Origin of the sequence: Methylomonas defluvii (assembly GCF_033949435.1) — a bacterium.
GTDB lineage: Bacteria > Pseudomonadota > Gammaproteobacteria > Methylococcales > Methylomonadaceae > Methylomonas > Methylomonas defluvii.
In genome coordinates this window covers 228,735-246,097 of the sequence record NZ_JAXARY010000002.1, presented here as the reverse complement: position 1 = coordinate 246,097, position 17,363 = coordinate 228,735, and the positions used below count along the sequence as shown (strand labels likewise).

Here is a 17,363-nt window from a genome sequence, read left to right as displayed (position 1 = left end):
AGGTTAAGGCTGGTAGTGAATTGCACAATGTATGACTAATTGCTAGGTCGAGTGTGGTTCGGTAAGTCGCCTCTCCATTTTAAATAATTCTTTACAAAAAATGAGCAAGAATAGTCAAGAACACGATGATAAACGCATAGATTTTAAGTTTGGAGTTCCTGAGCTACTTTACAAGCAAGCAGGTGGAAGGTGTTCAGTTCCTAGATGCAAAAACCCAACAATGGGCCCCTTTTACGAACGTGAAGGTGCTGTTAATATGGGGGTTGCCTGCCACATACATAGTGCATCAAAGAATGGTCCTAGGGGATGGGGCGGAAAAGATGCAGAATTTATTGGCAGTGAGTGTAATGGGATCTGGTGTTGTCAATATCATGCGTCCCTAATCGATAAAGCCAGCGGTTTTGACTATCCTGCAGAAGTCCTATTTGCGTGGAAAGCCCTCGCAGAAGCACGTACACGAAAACAAATGAACGATAGCCCATCCCCACTAGGCTGGGTTGAATCCATTGAATTTACCTCGTTTCTAAGTTTGAGCCCATTACCAAAGCTAACTCTTTCTCGCAACACAATAATGTGGGGAAAAAGTTGTTGCGGTAAGACCGCACTCTTGGAGGCAGCCGCAGCAATCAGCCAATCTAAATATTCTGATCGGTTTAATGGAACAAAAACAAAAGGTGCAGATGGAAAATATCATCCAGCAACCTTTTGCGCAAAAATTATATATTCAACAGTTGACACCTTGAGTAAAGAATTAAATCTGATGATCACGGGTCAAAAATTAACAAGGCTAGAAAGTTCTATTTTATATATTCTTCCACCTGGTGATTTAGAGATCGTATTCTGCTCGGAGAGCGACAGCCATAAACTCAAATCTGAGGATGACATCGATCTCATGATGAGAGTACTTAATGTTGATAAAAGCGCTCTTTTTGCATTGGCAAGTATTGGGACAAAAACCATCATCCCTGGGGAAATAAAATTTGAGCATGCAGAAGAATGGGATGAAACAAATGACATTGCTAGCCCAAAGCATAAGGAAGATGGAAGTCCTTACTACAAGCTACTTTTTAAGATGTCACCAAGAGCTGAATTTTTACCCTATGCAAACTTATCTAAGAGTGAGAAAGGGAGACTCATAATTGATCTTTTGATTACTAAGGCTCGCGAGATTAGCAAGCAACGTCTAACATTGCTGCTAATAGAAAGTCTCGCAATTAATTTCGATGCTGGAAATTTTAAATCTCTACTCGAGGCGCTTACTAATGAAGAATTCCAGTCTGTTGTGTCGCTACCACCAATCAGAGAGAATGATGTTCTCGATAACTTTGCCGGTCAGCCAAAATTAAAAAAATTGGAATATCTTGAATCATGGCGTCTCGCCATTGTTGGCGAAAAGCCCGATAGTTAAAGTCATTCCTATGGATGGGGTAGCGCTCAGTTCCACCGATATGGATGATCAGTTTGTACATGCAGCGGCCATACATTTCAAATCTTGATTGTCTGAAAATGGCCGTAGTTGCTCTGCCAGGCAAGGTGAAGCATGTAGCCTGTAGGTGTCTGCTATCGGGTTTCGCCTAATCGATGCTGTGAATTGTAACCACTCATTTCTTGCGCTTTTCAATCAGGCTGTTACGTTGTTCTAACCATAAAACGCTTGCCGCCTGTTCGGTAATGCTGCCGTCATCTACCAATTGGCATAAGCCTAAATAATGCGCGTAAAGGTTGATGATACCCTCGTTTGCGGAGATATGAATCAATTAGCGCACATAAATATTATTATTGCTTAACAAATAAATTTACTGACCAAGTGGTAGGATTGGCCATCAGCTATTTTTGATAGCTCTTCTTAGCACGATGCGAGAGATGTTAATGAGCAAGCAGATTTTGTTGTCTTGGTTGGGAATTGCCGATTTGAAGGCTGCTGGATTGTTGCCTAACAATGCCGAAGAACCTATTGGTGATGGGCCAATACTCGGGGCCTTAAAAACTCTCAGCTTTGACGAACTGCATTTATTGCACAATCAAGCTCCACAAAAAGTCGCTGCCTATCTTGATTGGCTAACTCAGATCAATACTATAAAAATCCTGTCGATTCCATGCTCTCTGCGTTCCCCGATCGATTTCGGCGACATACACCAAGCGGTAGATGGCTATCTGCAAAAAATGATCTCTGAAAATCCTCGCCTGGATATCAGCATCCATCTTTCGCCCGGAACACCATCGATGACAGCAGTATCTATTCTGTTAGGTAAAACTAAGTACAACACGCGGTTTGTGCAATCGACTAAGGGAAATGGTGGGGAGTTCGTCACCATCCCATTTGATATATCCGCCGAGTTCGTTCCTCGAATCGTTAAGCGTGCCGATCAAAAGCTCAGTGAGCTTGCCCTGGATCATGCTCCGACGTCAGCAGCATTTTCAGACATCATTACTCAGAATCCCGACTTTCAGCGGGTCATTCGGAAAGCCGAAAAAATCGCGCTGCGCGATGTTCCGGCACTGATCATGGGTGAATCCGGTACCGGAAAAGAGCTTTTTGCCAAGGCCATTCATAACACCAGCCAACGCAAGGGGAAACCGTTTATCACCGTCAATTGCGGCGCAATTCCCAAAGATTTGATCGATTCAGCGTTGTTTGGCCATATCAAAGGCTCGTTTACCGGTGCAGTAACCAACAAAATCGGCTATTTCGAAGCAGCCAACGGCGGCACCTTATTTTTGGATGAATTTGGTGAACTGCCGGAAGATGCTCAGGTGAGATTGCTGCGTGTACTGCAATCCGGTGAAATCAGCAAGGTTGGCGACAGCAAAGTGCAGATAGTCGATGTGCGGCTGATCGCAGCCACCAATCGCGATCTTGCCCAAGATATTGCAGACGGACGTTTTCGCGAAGACCTGTTTTACCGGGTGGCAATTGGCGTTTTGACATTGCCCCCGTTACGAGAGCGCAGTGGTGATCTCGCGTTGTTGGTGGATTATTTAATGACATCAATCAATCGTGAAGCATCCAATCAACCGGGTTACCTAAACAAGAAAATTTCTGTAAAAGCAAAAAACATTATCATCGGCTATGCTTGGCCGGGGAATGTTCGAGAATTGCACGGCACGTTATTGCGCGCTTCGATTTGGGCGGAGTCGGATACCATTACCGAGTTCGATATCAAGGAAGCCATGATTAGCCGACCGGCCAACGGCAAGAAAAGCGAACTGCCGGAGATTGGTGCAGGCCTTGATATTCAGGGCTTACTGGATGACATCAAGCGACAATACATTACCAAAGCGTTGGCGCAAGTAGCCGGTAATAAGAAAAAAGCCACTGCACTGCTAGGATTGCCGCACTACCAAACGCTCAGCAATTGGATGGACAAGCTGGGTATAGAAGAATAATTGGCACGCTCTTCGCAGCAGAAGAGACATGGACAGAATCGACATCATGCAATCACAAAACTTCGAATTCCTAATAAGCGTTTGGCCAGAGTTGGCCAGCTTGGCGGGTTTTGCCGAGCATTATGCCTATCTGAACCCGCAAAGCGCCCTGACCAAGTTGCGCAAAATTGCCGAACGTTCGGTGACCGTCGTTTGTTAAACCATCACATGCCTCAGCAGGATATTGATTCAGGTGGGGCTTTGCGTAATTTTCCGCATGTCAACCAAGTGAGCAGCTGAAATGACAATCTCAGCCATATCTTCTCTTATAGTACCTGCGCTGGCTGCTCTGGTAATTCGACAGGCACGCGTTTCTCTGATAGAGGGGCACATGATCTCTGGTAGCTCCCAGTTACATGGCTGTTCGGTTGGCCTGTCACCAGAAGATCGCAAAGCTATGGCATTGATCTCAAGGGTTTGCCTTGTAAATGGTTTACCCGATAGAGGGTCGGAAATCCACGACCTACTTTGGTGGTGTTCCCGCCCTTTAGGAGAATGGTTGCGCGTACCGGAGATCACGAACTGTGGCTTGGAGACAACATGCTTGATCCAAGAGGAAGATGGTATTCCGACGGCCGAGGCGGAAGAACTGGCAATTGGATTTGGTGGCCTAACCACCGGCCTTGAGGAACAGCTATTCCTCAAATTCATGGAATTGCTAGCGCGATTTCCCGAGCATAGGGCCGACCAGTATTACACCTCAGTCCGTGAGTTTGTGGTTCGGCATCCTGTCGTTATGGGCGAAGCATTCAGCAAGCTAAATGTTAATCTTCCCTCACAAATTGGGATGGCCCTGCAGCAGTTCTATGAGCCGGTGCCTGAATCCTGGCAAATTGATACCACCGTGCCGATTTGCATGCACTGCGGTAATGCCATGAAAAAAGGAAAAGCTGGTCTGGTATGTAGAACTATCGCATGTACCGCAAGCAATTCGGCTAAATCTAGGACTGGCTCTCTTGCGCCCGAGTTAGTTCGTGTTACAAGGGGAATACGGCAATACTGGATCGAACCTGGTCTGGATGAAATACGGTTATATGATTCCCTCATCGAGATGGGGTTACCGGTCGAATTATATCCTTTCCGTGACAGGGTCGATATCGCAGTAGATGATCTCGGTATCGATCTCAAAGCGTATTCCAGTCCAGAAACTTTGGGCCGCAGGTTCAACCGGAATATCGGTGGCCTATCTCATTATCGGAAAAAGTGGGTAGTCGTGCCTGACTGGTTGGTCTCGGCCACTCCTTCCTACCTCGACCGGCTGAGAACGGCCATGGGCCGGGACGATCTAATTTGCCTGACAGTCAGCCAAGCTATCAAAAACTTCAAAAGTAGGACCGCAAATGCGTGAGCCGCTATTGCCTTACAAGGGACACGACCGCATCAACTTCCTCTGTCTTATAGCCACGGAAATGATGGGCGAGAGTCACCTGACTAGGATGCCTGCGCTTCTTGCCGGCTTTGAGAGCATTTGTCACACCCTTGACGGGGATGTCGCCATGGCCTTGAAGAATATCCGGATTGCTGGATTTGCCCCAGTTACGCTTCGCGAACTGGCCTTGATGGTCGACGGATATCGTAATCACCACCGCCGACTAAATGAGTGTAAATCTCGTGGGGACGAAGACGCGAAAATCCAAATGGCGCAACGGTTCGTTATTGACGAAAACCTGTTGATCAGGAAACTCTGGACACACGTTGTTCCTGACGACGTCAAAGAGGCTTTAAAGGCGCTTATGACCCCTCTACCGATTCGGTCACGAACGCTCATAAAGACCCATGACGCTACAATGTCTGCGGAAGTCCAGGACGAATATGGTTACAGTGGTTATATTACGTCACTGGGATTCGTTCCGCCTGAACCAGCTTTATATGACATCAGTAGGTTGGGACGTGCTCCCGGCACTGTGCGTTGGCAAAGCCTCATCCAGATTGCAAGACAGTTCGATGACATTGATCTGGAGGCAGGACGCCAGAATCCTGGTGAGGATGCATGGTTTCGCAGACTCCATGATCTCAATGACAACCCAACGGCCATCCTACTTAAAGCATCTGAATCTGGGTTGGTCACAACAGATGGGATCGAACTAACTGGGCTCAAACACCTGATCGGCCTTCCAGGGTCTGGAAAAACAACCCTCCTATACCTATTGGCAGGTTATCTAGCGAGGAACGGCTATTCGGTTTGTTTTCTTTTTCCCTCCATAGAGGTGGCTACCGGTTTCATAGAAACTTTAGGTCGGTACGACATCGAAGTCGGATTGTTGTCTGGACAGGGGGAAAGCTCCCGAACCAGGCACGCCCTAAACTTCGCGACGGCCATGGCTGGGCAAAATCGGGGCTTTGGCACAACAAGGTCTGTGGCCCAGTTCTTCGCGACGAATTGTGCCTTGGCGGGATTCACCAGCGACGAGGAGGCCGATTTCCCCCACAACAATCCTCCTTGCATGAAAGTGCTACAAAGAGAAAAGCCCCAGAAGCGTGCGCGTCCACATAGGTGCGCCTTGTCGTCTGTATGTGGTTACCAATACAGCGAGCGCAAGTTAATAGATACCCGGCTTTGGGCTGGTCATGTCCTTTCCACAGACCGGAATGTGTCGAAACTGTTTTCTGACATAGATCTACGGCATTTCGAGTTCATTGCCCGCACCTTCGACCTTATGGTCGTAGATGAATGCGATGGCGCGCAAAACAGTCTTGACGTACGCGGGACGCCGATTATGAGACTAGTGGGGGATAAGGACTCTCTCTGGAACACTCTAATTAGAGATATACATCAACCTGCGGCGGGTGGGCGAAATGCTTTTGTGGCAGGTGAAACCCTACCTACACTGCTAGAGATGACGGGACGTTTTGGCCGGGCAACAGAACGTTTCGTCGGGCGTATCACTCACTTTTCGGTGAAATTTCGAGCCGAAAATGCCAATGTCCTGCTCACTTCTCTCTCGATCATTGCCGATATGTTCTCGGACGAGAATGATGGTAATTTTCAGCGGCGCCATGACGCCAGGCAGGCCCTGGAGCGAATTTGGGATGCGGCGGTTAAACGAGTGGCTTTCAGGCATGACCTGATGTATGAGGACGAAGACGAAGTCGATCTTGACCGCATGATATCGGAGACTGCAGAGCTACTAAATGCCCCCCAATATCAGGTGCTCGAATTTCATAGGCAGTTGTTGCTCGCTATTGAGCGTTGGGAACGCGATGGTAATGACGCCGCCGTTAAGGAGCTCGCAGCTACGTTGCGCAAAATTCCCAACCTGTCGTCCCCTTTGGACGATGAAACCTTCTTTTATTTTAGCGGCCTTCTGGTGGCAGTGTCCCTAGTAGTATTACAGCACTTTGGCCTGGCACCTCACCTACGCCTCATGAATTCCGAGGGATTAGTCAGCGACAACGTATTCGAGTCCAGACCATCCAGGGATCAGATGGCGATTCTGCCGGAGTCTCTCATCGGCAGATTGAGCGGTGTGCGTTACACAATTAGTGAGGAAGGCAATGTGGACGTTTCACATGTCAGTTTTGCTGGCACACCGAGGATGTTGCCCGAACGTATGATCAGGCTGAGTGAAGAGAACGGCGCTGGCGGTATGGCCGTGCTGTTAACTAGCGCTACTTCGATGCTGGAGCAAAGCCCAAGTTTCCATGTGGCGGCCGGGCCGCATTACGTACTTCAGCGCCCTAACGCCGGTTATGGCTGGAAGGATTCCCACTATACCTTCTTCCCCAAAATGGATCCTCAAAACGGAGGCGTCCCTTTACGTTTCAGCGGTGCAAAGATGTCCCAGCGCGAGACAATCCTTAAGTCCATGGTGAATCAATTACTGCACGGCGGAACACTCGGTGATGTGGCCACAGCTATCAGTGAGAACAATGTTGTCGACGGTACGCCCCGCAAAGCAGCATTTGTTGTGAACTCCTACGATCAGTGTGAGCTTCTATATTCGCATATTCAAGCAAACCATCCATCCTGGAGGGGACGCGTGCGATATCTCACCCGCGCAACCATCCATAGTTCTGTAAATGACCACGCTGTGACTGCGGCAGAGGTTGAGCAACTGGGCAAAGACCGGAGCTGGGATCTATTGATTTTCCCAATGAATGCCATTGGTCGGGGCGTGAACATTGTCTTCCAGTATGGACCTCGCATTAACAAGGCAATGATCGGATCCCTTTTCTTTCTTACCCGCCCACACCCCCGTAGTGATAGCCTGCAGTTGATCCAGGGACTGGTTGGCCGTGCATCGGAAATCTTCGATCAAAAGACATATTCCAATACCCCGGAAGCGTTGATCGAGTTGAGGGATGCAAGGAAGGAGGCTGTTCACATGGCTGAGTATCTGCTGCGCATGCCCTTGGTTGCACAGTCGCTTGGCCAGTACGCAGAGCCATTCGTGGCAGATCAGATGATCATCATTCTCCAGACTATCGGTCGCGCGATGCGTGGTGACTGTCCAGCATTCGTATATTTTGTTGATGCAGCCTGGGCACCCAATTCCGCTCGGGGGCTGGCTGACTCTGAACGCACCTCAATGCTGGTTATGATGCAATCCATCCTCAAAAAATGCCTCAATCACTCAGAACCAGCCAAACGCGAGTGCTATTGCAACCTCTATCAATCGTTTGCGGAGCCCCTGAACGCAATTTCCAACCTGATAACAGCTAGAACATGAATATAGAAACTAAAACGTTATGGACCCGCGTTGATGGTAAGAAGCCTAAGAGAGAGGCTGTGCTTATTGGGCAACGGATTTCCCCCGATTGGTTATCCAGTAGTGTCAACCTGACCCAGGTGCGGTTCGCAGGAGAAATGAAACAGGCCTTTAGCGACTTGATATCGGCAGCAAAAGACAAGAAGCTCAACTTGCCGGTAGTTTCCCTGCGAACAGCGCTAATCAGTCAGGTGGATAATGTTGTCTCTTTGGACAAAAACCTTGGCATCGTTGCTGACAATATTGGTCGATATCCTTGCGCTATCGAACTTTACACGCCCGCAGAAGAGGACATGCCCGTCGTACGCGAGGCTCTAACTCAGATTGTAAAGCGCTGGATTATGGATGACGTTGAAATTTGGGCGGAGCGCAACAAATTGGGTCACCTTCTCAATAGACTTACGGAAGCCGTTATCCCCTCTGCAATCGAGTTCATTCCTATCCAGGCCCCCTATATTGGAGATAACCAACAACCAAATTACCCTCTAATAGCGCGTTCGATCGGTGATCGTTTAGCTGGTGAAATACTGTTCGACGAGCTAGACCAGAATAATTATTGCGAACTAGTCGCATCACCAGAGTACCGAAGTAATGCGGTCGAGTTGATGACGCTGCCGCGTAAAGGAACCGGACGAGACGAAGTGTATTCGATGGTAGCCAAACTAACGGTTGTCAGCGTGCCGTATAGCAAGGATATCTATTTGTCAGTGTCCGCAATGAAGCGGGTATGGGCAAAGAAGCCCCCAATGGCATTGTTCAATTCGGTATCCTCGGCAACAGCTTATGTTATGGCTATGGGGCGTCCGGTTACCAAGGTCAGAGTAGTAAAAACGCTGACTGGGTGGGAGTTCGGTGAGGAATATGCATCTCTTTGGCGTGAGTCTGAGGAAAAATTGCCTCGCTCTCTTTCCGAGGCTATAGCACAGCGAGACTTCAATTCAGAGATTGGTTGGTGGTCAGGTTTACCTGAATTGCCCTCTCTTTATCGATCCGTGTCTCCTCGGACTGTTTTCGAGGGCGACGAGATTTCCTTGCTACATACCATTAGCAATCTTCTGCATCCCATTGTTAACGGCAAAGCTATTCCCATTATGGAGATAAAGCTCCCCCGTTTTCAGGCAAAACCAAAACAGGAAATGCTGAAATTATCCGATTTTGGCGTAGCTGGAGCGGTCTTCGATACCGAAGAGGATTTCGACGAAGATGAAGAGGAAGATCAGGATAACAGCACTCGCGAGGAAAAGCTTGAATGTTACCGGATACAGAATATGGAGGCCCTCAACCGCGTACACGGTGAGACGATGCCAATTGTCTGGGCGCTATCAGATTACCAAACCGAGTTGGAATTGGTTAAGAAAACAGTCGGTGTGCTTTTTGGCGATTCCATCATAGTCAATACTGAACCCTTGCCAGAAAAAACCCACGGCCTGCGTATAGATTTAGATCAACCTAAATATACGGCCCGAAAACGCTTTGATGAACGAGTTAAGCGATGGCAGGCCGCCGCCGATACGATCAAAAAGGTCAGTGGAGAGCGCCATATCATCGTACTGATTTGTGCTTCGGACCGTGTAGGCAATAAGCCTGAAGATGCTGTCAATTACTATGCCGGCATTCATGCTATGTCCACTATTGGAGCCAATGTTCACCATGTATTGCCGATCGAAAATCCGGATGACCCAAAATCCAAACAAGGTTTTCTGCACAGGCTACAGAGCGCCCTTCTGGATGTGATACTAGCCCATACAGGGGTGGTGTTCGGGGTCAAGGAGTTCATTGGGCGCTTACTGCCGGTCGAGCAGTTTCCATATGCAATTTATGGGGTACAAGCGGTAAGGTCCAGGGCTCAATCACGCAGTGGACAAACCGGGGTTAACTTCATGCTGTATTCACGAATTATCGTCGATAATGGCACGACCGAAGTTAGAATTGGCTACCGTGATGGACCCAGGAACCAGATCACAGACTGGATGCCTCTAGCTAAAGGGCTTTCCTGGATGGGCTGCCAACGACGACTACAGGACGGTGACTCGAATTGGCTCAAAGCTGCATTCACGGATCTCACCCGCCAAGCTCTCTTGAATATTGCCGAGAGTGATCCTAAGGCTATTGTGCTCATCGAATGGGAGAGTGTCCGCAGTCTTTGGAGAGGCATCAGCGACGTTGATCTTGGGTCCAGCAATTCGCCGCGACTCGATTCTGCCAACTTGGCCCAATTCACGAACATGACCTTCATCCGCCTTCGCCGCGGGTCCGATACACTTTCCTTGCGTACGATGGTCAAAACAGCTTTCAGGGGGTGGAAGGAAGTTAGCGGGGAGCGGGTCGATACAGGTGATATCAATCTGGACACTTATGTCACCACCGACATGCGCCTTGTTCAGATTGCGGAGGAGTCCATGTCAGAGGATCGCCGTTTTGGACACTATATCGCTTCAATGGGCTATGCCAAAACGGTCCAGGTTAAAAGGGGCTTCTCCTGTTACCGAGCCATGCCGAGGATGTGCCGCATGGGAAAAGGCTTGAACGAGTTCGAGCAGAAGATTCTGGACGTCGCTTCGATGGATGCTTCGTTGCCTGCTCCTATGGACGTGTCAGTGATGTCTTCCCCTCAAGGTGTGAATCCGAAGCAGTACGCCATTCTAGCCATGGGATTACGTCTAGGATATGCACATTACAATGACTGGACCGCACTACCGATGCCCCTTTTCTTCCGCCGGAAGATCGAGGATTACGCGATTCGCTATCCCGAGGACATCGATGACGGCGAGATAGGCGATACTGCATCGGGAGAGGTTCTTGAAGAGAATGTCGGTTCTACAAACTATTCGAAATTGGTAGTACAGGAAGCCGAAGGCATCCTAGAAGAAATGCCCATACAGGACGAAACCGCGTCGGATGTAAACGATACACTTTTGCAAGAAGATAGTGACGATCTTCTAAGACGTGTGAAGCGTACGACCATGCCGGTCATCATGAGCCACAGAGATGATTACCAAAGCAGACGATTATACCAGCGTATGCTCAATGGAGATGCAGATGTCTTGGTGGAGTTACCCTATTGGGTAAGGCTCCGTGGCATTTTCACGATCATGGGAGCGGTCACTAAACGTCGTGTACAGCGTAGTTGGGATAGGATGAAAGATTTCGGCTACGTAAAAAGTGGAGTATCCATGCCTCGAGTCGATTGTTATATCGATTGGCTCGCAGAGAAGTTACGCATCCCCCAAGTCTGTGCAACGGTCATTATGGCCACTCGCGAGATCGGGCAAATTAGTTTCGCCCCGATGGTCGATTTGATTGAGCGGGACTTCAATAGTGACCATCCTAAGGAGGAACAGGTTAATCCATTCGCAATAGAAGATGAGATGCTTGTGAGGATGGCCAAATGGGCAGACTCCCATCGTCATGATGAGTTGATGGGCTGGCTTGTTTTCATGGAGTCACAGCTGCCCAATCCGAAGCGTTTGTCATTGGTAATTGAGAATATTAATACGATCCCTGGCCCCAGAACCGAACATGCGCTTGAGTATTACTTAGCCACTGCCTCTGCAATCAACATAGCGTTGGATCAGAAGCACCAGCGCGGGCATATTGACGTTCGACTTAATCTCCCCAAGCCAAAATTGGAAGAGCCGCCCACGCCTTTCCCTCAGGATCACAAAGAGAGCTTCCATCAAAATACCTCGAACGTCAAGGAAATACCTTTAGCCAAGCTAAAAGCGACAACCCGACAAGAACAGGAATTCGATCTTACTATGACAACCAAAAAAACGCTCATTCAGCTAATCGAAGAAATCGAACCAGGTTCAAATAACTTCGACGAGACCCTTACCCAAATTCAGGCACAGATTGCCGCATTGTCTGAAATCCATACTGAGAAAAAGTTGCTATATGCAACTGCCGTAGCTATGGCAGACAAAATGAACAGTTTTATCGAGCATCAGATGGCTGTGGCAGAACGGATCAACGGCATGCGTGAATTACTGGAAATTGGCCAAGTTAGTTTACTGGAAGTCCACTCACAAGATCTGGACGCTGCTATTGATGAACTATCAAAGATCGAAGAAGTGATCGCCACTTTATCAGCTCTGCTCACTCAATTGGACGAGCTCGAGCGTTCCCCTGTGCCATTTAACCTACAAGAGCGGAAAAAGCGGAAAGATATCGAACAGCAAATCGCCGAAAATGCCTATTCTAGGGCAGAGAGCGTTCGCAGTCTTCTTCAGGATAGCCTCTGCTTCGATATTGAAGCGCTTGGTAATCCCCCTACTGAGGAGAATGTAGAATGTGATACCTCCGCGAAAACCACTTTTGATGCCACAGCCCAGTCGACACCAGAAATAGCTACGATGCCTGACGACGACAATCCGATTTTGGAACTCGTTGCGTCTGACCCATTACAGCCCATTAATCTCGATGTGCTCTCATCGCCTCAATTGGAAGTTTTGCCTTATTCGGTCACTGGAACAGTCGATTCGGATCTTCCTATCTCTGAGGCCAAGACAAATGAACCGGCAACGTTTGAAATCCACTCTTCCCCGGAGCCCGAGAAGGTGATTCCAATAGCTGCGGATTTCACGGACACGGAACCATCAGATCCCAATGACATGACCGAGAGCTTGGTCACAGAATCCTCCATGGGAGCCACCGCGTTGGAATCTGAGATCGATACTCTGAACATTCTCGTTTCGCGCCGGCTGTACGGCTTGGCTGATGTCCACGTGACCACCATTGGTAACATGATAGGGGGGACAGATGATCAAGAATTACAAGTACATCATGCCATCCTCACTTCTCTGATACAGACACTCAGTTCCATGGACTGTCGGTTCTCCTTCGATGGAAAGATAAATAGCAAGTTGAATGAGTTACTTGTGTCGGAGAAACTGCCTTCAGGAGATATTTCCGATCCAGCACACACTGCCTTGGGCATTCTGGCCGCCAGTATCGGTAACATGCTATTTGACACGTCTGATGTGCAATGGCGAATTGGCAATGCCGTCTCCGCCCGACTGGTTGACTATTCTGCACTATCGGATCTTGTGGAACATCTTGATCTCATCCGTCGACGTGGATTTGTGCTTACCCGGGATCTGTTCGTTCGTTCACGAATAGGTGCAAAAAATGCTATCGAGCATGAACTGGCTCGCTTCCAGACGCGCGCAGAGAGCTGGAAACAGGCGCCGGAAATCCATTCGACTTTCAACCATCGCGGCTTCATGTCGTTACATGAGGAAATGTTCAGCCCCAGCAACCCTATAGGAAAGTGCCTTGCATACATCGGTAAAGGGGACGTCGCGAAGGTGACCAGCGCCTATGAGGAGGCTAAGCGCAAATTCGAAAAACCCGCCCAGACGGTGGACGAGCTCTACAAGAAAGTCGGTGAGAAGTCAAAACCCGACGGTCTTTATCGCGTTCGTGCCATCGAAAACATAGAAATCACTGAAAAATTCGTGGAGTCATACCTTTACCATGTGAGGCAACGAAACTCTCAAAGCGCCGAATTAACTCGCGACGTACAGGCATTCCTAGATGGACTGAACAATAAACTGATAGCTGCAGTCAAGGAAACCAGACAGATCAAGAATCGAACCCACCTAGAAGCACTCTATCAGAACGCGGCAATCAAAGCTTTAGAATGCGTCATGCTGCTCTTCGATACCCGAGAACCAGCAGCGTATATCCCAGATAACAAACAGAAGTTTCTTATACAGCTTCCAATCGGTAAGGACCTGATGCCGGCCATGAGTCCGCCGGATAAAGTAACCCCTCCGTTGTGCACGTATGACAACGTGTTCGAACAGACCCGACGCCTGGCAGAAGAGAACCTGACCCTTGGGGATCCCAGCTCCGACGACGATATAGACAAGGTTCTGGTGGATGCTTATCAAGGGCATATCACCGCGAAGCGGTTTCTGCCCGCATTCTTGATCGAATCAACACTTCCGAAGCCTTTACTACCCAAAGTGCCAACATTACAGCAGTACGCTATAGAGCGTCATGCGTTGATTGCGGAACTTCAGGAAGCACGACAAAAAGTCGCTCATGCAATGACCCTTAGCGCCCTGCCGCAGCAGGAAACAAATCGTATGCAATGGTTGATTGAGGAGCTGTTGATGCTGTGTTGCAGTGAACGATCGATCGGAATGCCGGACGTCGAATCAGCCATATATCCTGATTTTCCACAGGCACGCGCAGCTCTGCGCAGTAATGTGTTACAACCACTAGAACGCAGGCTATCAGATGCCAAGAACAGGCTAGAGATAGAGTTGGAAGAGGAAGAACGTAAGGGCGTGCTACCAATTACAGATATAGTTCGTATCAAAAACATGCTCGAATCAAGCAATGCTGCTACCCTGCGTACCGCACATGATGCGCTAGCCATGTTGAGGCACAGTGGCAAACTGCCTGCCAGAATGCTTAGCAGCAACAACATCGCTGATGAATATGACGTTTTCATGGAAAGCCTCAAGAAAGCTGTCGGTCACAAGAAGAACTTTCTGGAGGCATTAAAAGGGCTACTGAATGCTGATCCATCACCCGAGGTTGATCCGGATTGGCTGGCTAGTTTAGATTTCGATCAACGAAGTGAATCCGCCGAACTCATCAATGCGTGGCTGGAGTTCTTCACTACGCGAAACCCCATGACCAAACCAGAGCTCACCGAGCGTTTGTTTCGGGCTATGGGAATCACCATTCCACCTACTCCATGCCCGGAAACTGCCCGTTTGACACGTGCGCGGTTCATTTTGGACGACAAAACCTTTCTATTCACAACCACAGCCGATGATCCTATGTTCATACCCCCTGCATTGGGGTCATGGTCTTCTAATACCCAATGCTATGCCCTTTTCGGCGTTACCCAGGAAAACGATATTCGCCAGCTCTTGCAGGAAATCGGCAGTTCCCCGACAATTGTCTTAGCACGCACACACCTCAGCATGCAGAAACGAGCGAAAGTGTCGGGTAATTCGCCCGTCGTCCTAGTGGACGACAATCTTATAGCATATGCCGCGTTACATCCTAGCGAACGGCTTCAGATCTTAATCAAGATCGGCATACTGACTTTCACAACCAACCCATATGATGATTACAACACCAAACCGGTGCCGACAGAAATGTTCTTCGGTCGCCAGGAAGAGTTAACACGTCTACGTGGTGTTAAAGGACTTGCCGTGCTGTATGGGGGGCGACGTCTTGGCAAATCGTCTCTCTTGAGCCAAATCGAACAGGAGTCGCGCAATTCACCTGGGCAAGAAGCAGTTTATGTATCTATGGATACAGTTGATACCGCTGGAGAGTACGTAATGTCAGCTTGGGAGTTCATCTACCGGGCACTTCTAAATCGAAAGCTCATCCAGTCGATAGGCATCACGCCAAAACATTGGAAGCCGATCTTACAACATATTGAAAAGGAGCTGATTGAATCGTCGAAGCTAAAATCACTATTTCTTCTCATCGACGAGGCGGATAACCTTATGGGCTGTGAATTACGCCGTAAAAGCAATGAAGATAGTTTCGTGCGGAGCCTTATTCAGTTAACTGACAATGTTAAAGATACCTGTAACGTCAGGATGGTGATTGCTGGTTTGCACAATATGACCCGTATGGCTAACGATGAGAACTCTGTCTTCGGTAAGGCCGAACCAATTGCGCTGAAACCTTTCTCCAGCGCGGACGACGTTCAACGAGGTATCCGACTGATTACCAAACCGCTCGCCGCAATGGGTTATATTTTTGGGCAGGGAGCGGAAGACTTACCTTTGCGCATTCTATCGGTATGCAACTTTTACCCTGCATTTGTCCAACTCTACTGTAAACGGTTGGTTGAGCGATTACAGAACAATCGCCAAGACAAAAGACCGCCTATCGAAATTAGCGATGAAGATCTGAATGCCGTTGAGAAGGATAACAACCTCCTATCTGAGCTCCGTGAAAAATTTAAGCTTAACCTCAATCTAGACAAACGCTACAAGGCAATCGCACTCATTTTGGCTGACGTGTATTATACGGAGATTGAGAGCGGCCAATATAACGGTCTTACTACTTCAGAGATCCGTGAATATTGTGAGGTCTACTGTGGACGGCACTTTGAGAACACTGGTCCGGGAGTTTTCGAGGCCCTGCTGGACGAGATGAGCAAACTCAATGTAGTCGAAAAAAACGGTACCCGTTATGTTCTGCGCAATCCGAACATCGCGATGATGGTTGGCGATCGTGATCGAGTTACGACACTCATCAGTGAACTGGCGAGCGAACCCCCTGAGATAAGCCGCAGCCAGGGCGAGCGCCGTATCGTGATGACGAAGAACAATAGCTACTCCCAAATGATTTTTCCAATGCCAATGAGCTGGATTCGTAACCACATGGACGGTTCAGATGGCGAACTTCTGATCCTTACTGGTAATGCTCTGAGCGGAATCATGGACTTGGCACGTGTGGAGAGAGATGAGTGGCAACTACAGGATGGTTTTTTTGTTTCAGTGCCTGGTAACAGCCCTCAAAATCTTGCTGATGCGGTTGCTAAGAACCGTCGAATCACCCAGGAGAATCGATCACAAAAAATTATGTCAGTGCGTAACGCCGCCTGGCGCGTCGATCAAATCCCTGAATATGCAGCCATCGCTAACAAGGCTAGCAAGTACGGGATTCGGATAATTCTGCTCGCTCATCCTGAGCGGGCTTTGGAAATCACGGCTGCACTTGAATCCGGTAAGCTCACCCCCCCCAGCCCCGATGTTGAATGCTCTTGGCGTGTAGTGCCTATACCACCGTGGTCTGATGATGCCATCTACTATCGTGTGCATGAGAACATTCAGGTAGCTGAGAATCAGGAAGGCATCACCGCAATTCGTATGGCAACCTGTGGTTTTGGGAAAGAAGTAAATGACTTGTGTTCCGATTTAACCTTAGAAAAAGCATTGAAAGCGCCTGAGAATCGACGAAAAGTACTAGCTCCTAACCTCAATTCGTTCTATCAACATATAGGCATACCACCTTCTTTGATAGCGGAACGCGGTGATTCCATCAAGGACTTCCTTGACTTGATGAATGGTGTAAATCGCAGCAACATTGCCGAATTACAAGAGATCATGATGGAGTTTAGCATCACCGAAGATATGTTTCAGTTCCTGTACTGGATGGGCTTAATCCAGGAGGGGGCGGAGCATACTTGGACTGTACCTAAACTTTACGCGGATTTGTAACCTAAGGGACGGAGAAGTG

Annotated in this window: 7 protein-coding genes; 6 read left to right on the top strand and 1 reads right to left on the bottom strand. The window is 48.6% G+C overall.

All coding sequences use genetic code 11. The features are described 5' to 3' along the window. Window positions 1-100: 100 nt before the first annotated feature. Window positions 101-1,408 carry a hypothetical protein gene (locus QLH52_RS04100; RefSeq protein ID WP_319960629.1) on the top strand — a complete coding sequence of 436 codons (1,308 nt, stop codon included), beginning with the start codon at window positions 101-103 and terminating at the stop codon, window positions 1,406-1,408. Window positions 1,409-1,601: 193 nt separating this feature from the next. Here QLH52_RS04100 and QLH52_RS04095 read toward each other — a convergent pair whose 3' ends face one another. Beyond that, the gene (locus QLH52_RS04095; protein ID WP_319960628.1) at window positions 1,602-1,757 is read right to left on the bottom strand and encodes a hypothetical protein; all 156 of its coding nucleotides are present in this window, start codon (window positions 1,755-1,757) and stop codon (window positions 1,602-1,604) included. 112 nt (window positions 1,758-1,869) lie between these two features. Between QLH52_RS04095 and QLH52_RS04090 the strand changes: the two genes are divergently transcribed. The 5 genes from QLH52_RS04090 (at window position 1,870) to QLH52_RS04070 (ending at window position 17,344) form a co-directional block, all read left to right on the top strand. Continuing rightward, entirely contained in the window at window positions 1,870-3,387 is a 1,518-nt protein-coding gene (locus QLH52_RS04090) for a sigma-54 interaction domain-containing protein (protein ID WP_319960627.1), read from the top strand. A 28-nt stretch (window positions 3,388-3,415) separates the two neighbouring features. Next, window positions 3,416-3,586 carry a hypothetical protein gene (locus QLH52_RS04085; protein ID WP_319960626.1) on the top strand — a complete coding sequence of 57 codons (171 nt, stop codon included), beginning with the start codon at window positions 3,416-3,418 and terminating at the stop codon, window positions 3,584-3,586. Between the two features lie 81 nt (window positions 3,587-3,667). Continuing rightward, window positions 3,668-4,774: a restriction endonuclease-related protein gene (locus tag QLH52_RS04080; RefSeq protein ID WP_319960625.1), complete on the top strand. Its 1,107-nt coding sequence runs from the start codon at window positions 3,668-3,670 to the stop codon at window positions 4,772-4,774. Then, window positions 4,767-8,096, top strand: a complete 3,330-nt coding sequence (locus QLH52_RS04075; protein WP_319960624.1) for a hypothetical protein — start codon at window positions 4,767-4,769, stop codon at window positions 8,094-8,096. Before QLH52_RS04080 ends, QLH52_RS04075 begins: the two co-directional genes overlap by 8 nt. After that, a complete protein-coding gene (locus QLH52_RS04070) occupies window positions 8,093-17,344 on the top strand; it encodes an RNaseH domain-containing protein (protein WP_319960623.1) in 9,252 nt (3,083 codons plus the stop codon). The genes QLH52_RS04075 and QLH52_RS04070 overlap by 4 nt, the downstream gene beginning before the upstream one ends. Window positions 17,345-17,363 lie beyond the last annotated feature (19 nt).

What these genes read in the sequence shown, in the direction of transcription:
- QLH52_RS04100 (WP_319960629.1), top strand. Translation starts at nt 101, where the DNA reads ATGAGCAAGAATAGTCAAGAACACGATGATAAACGCATAGATTTTAAG.
- QLH52_RS04090 (WP_319960627.1), top strand. Translation starts at nt 1,870, where the DNA reads ATGAGCAAGCAGATTTTGTTGTCTTGGTTGGGAATTGCCGATTTGAAG.
- QLH52_RS04085 (WP_319960626.1), top strand. Translation starts at nt 3,416, where the DNA reads ATGGACAGAATCGACATCATGCAATCACAAAACTTCGAATTCCTAATA.
- QLH52_RS04080 (WP_319960625.1), top strand. Translation starts at nt 3,668, where the DNA reads ATGACAATCTCAGCCATATCTTCTCTTATAGTACCTGCGCTGGCTGCT.
- QLH52_RS04075 (WP_319960624.1), top strand. Translation starts at nt 4,767, where the DNA reads ATGCGTGAGCCGCTATTGCCTTACAAGGGACACGACCGCATCAACTTC.
- QLH52_RS04070 (WP_319960623.1), top strand. Translation starts at nt 8,093, where the DNA reads ATGAATATAGAAACTAAAACGTTATGGACCCGCGTTGATGGTAAGAAG.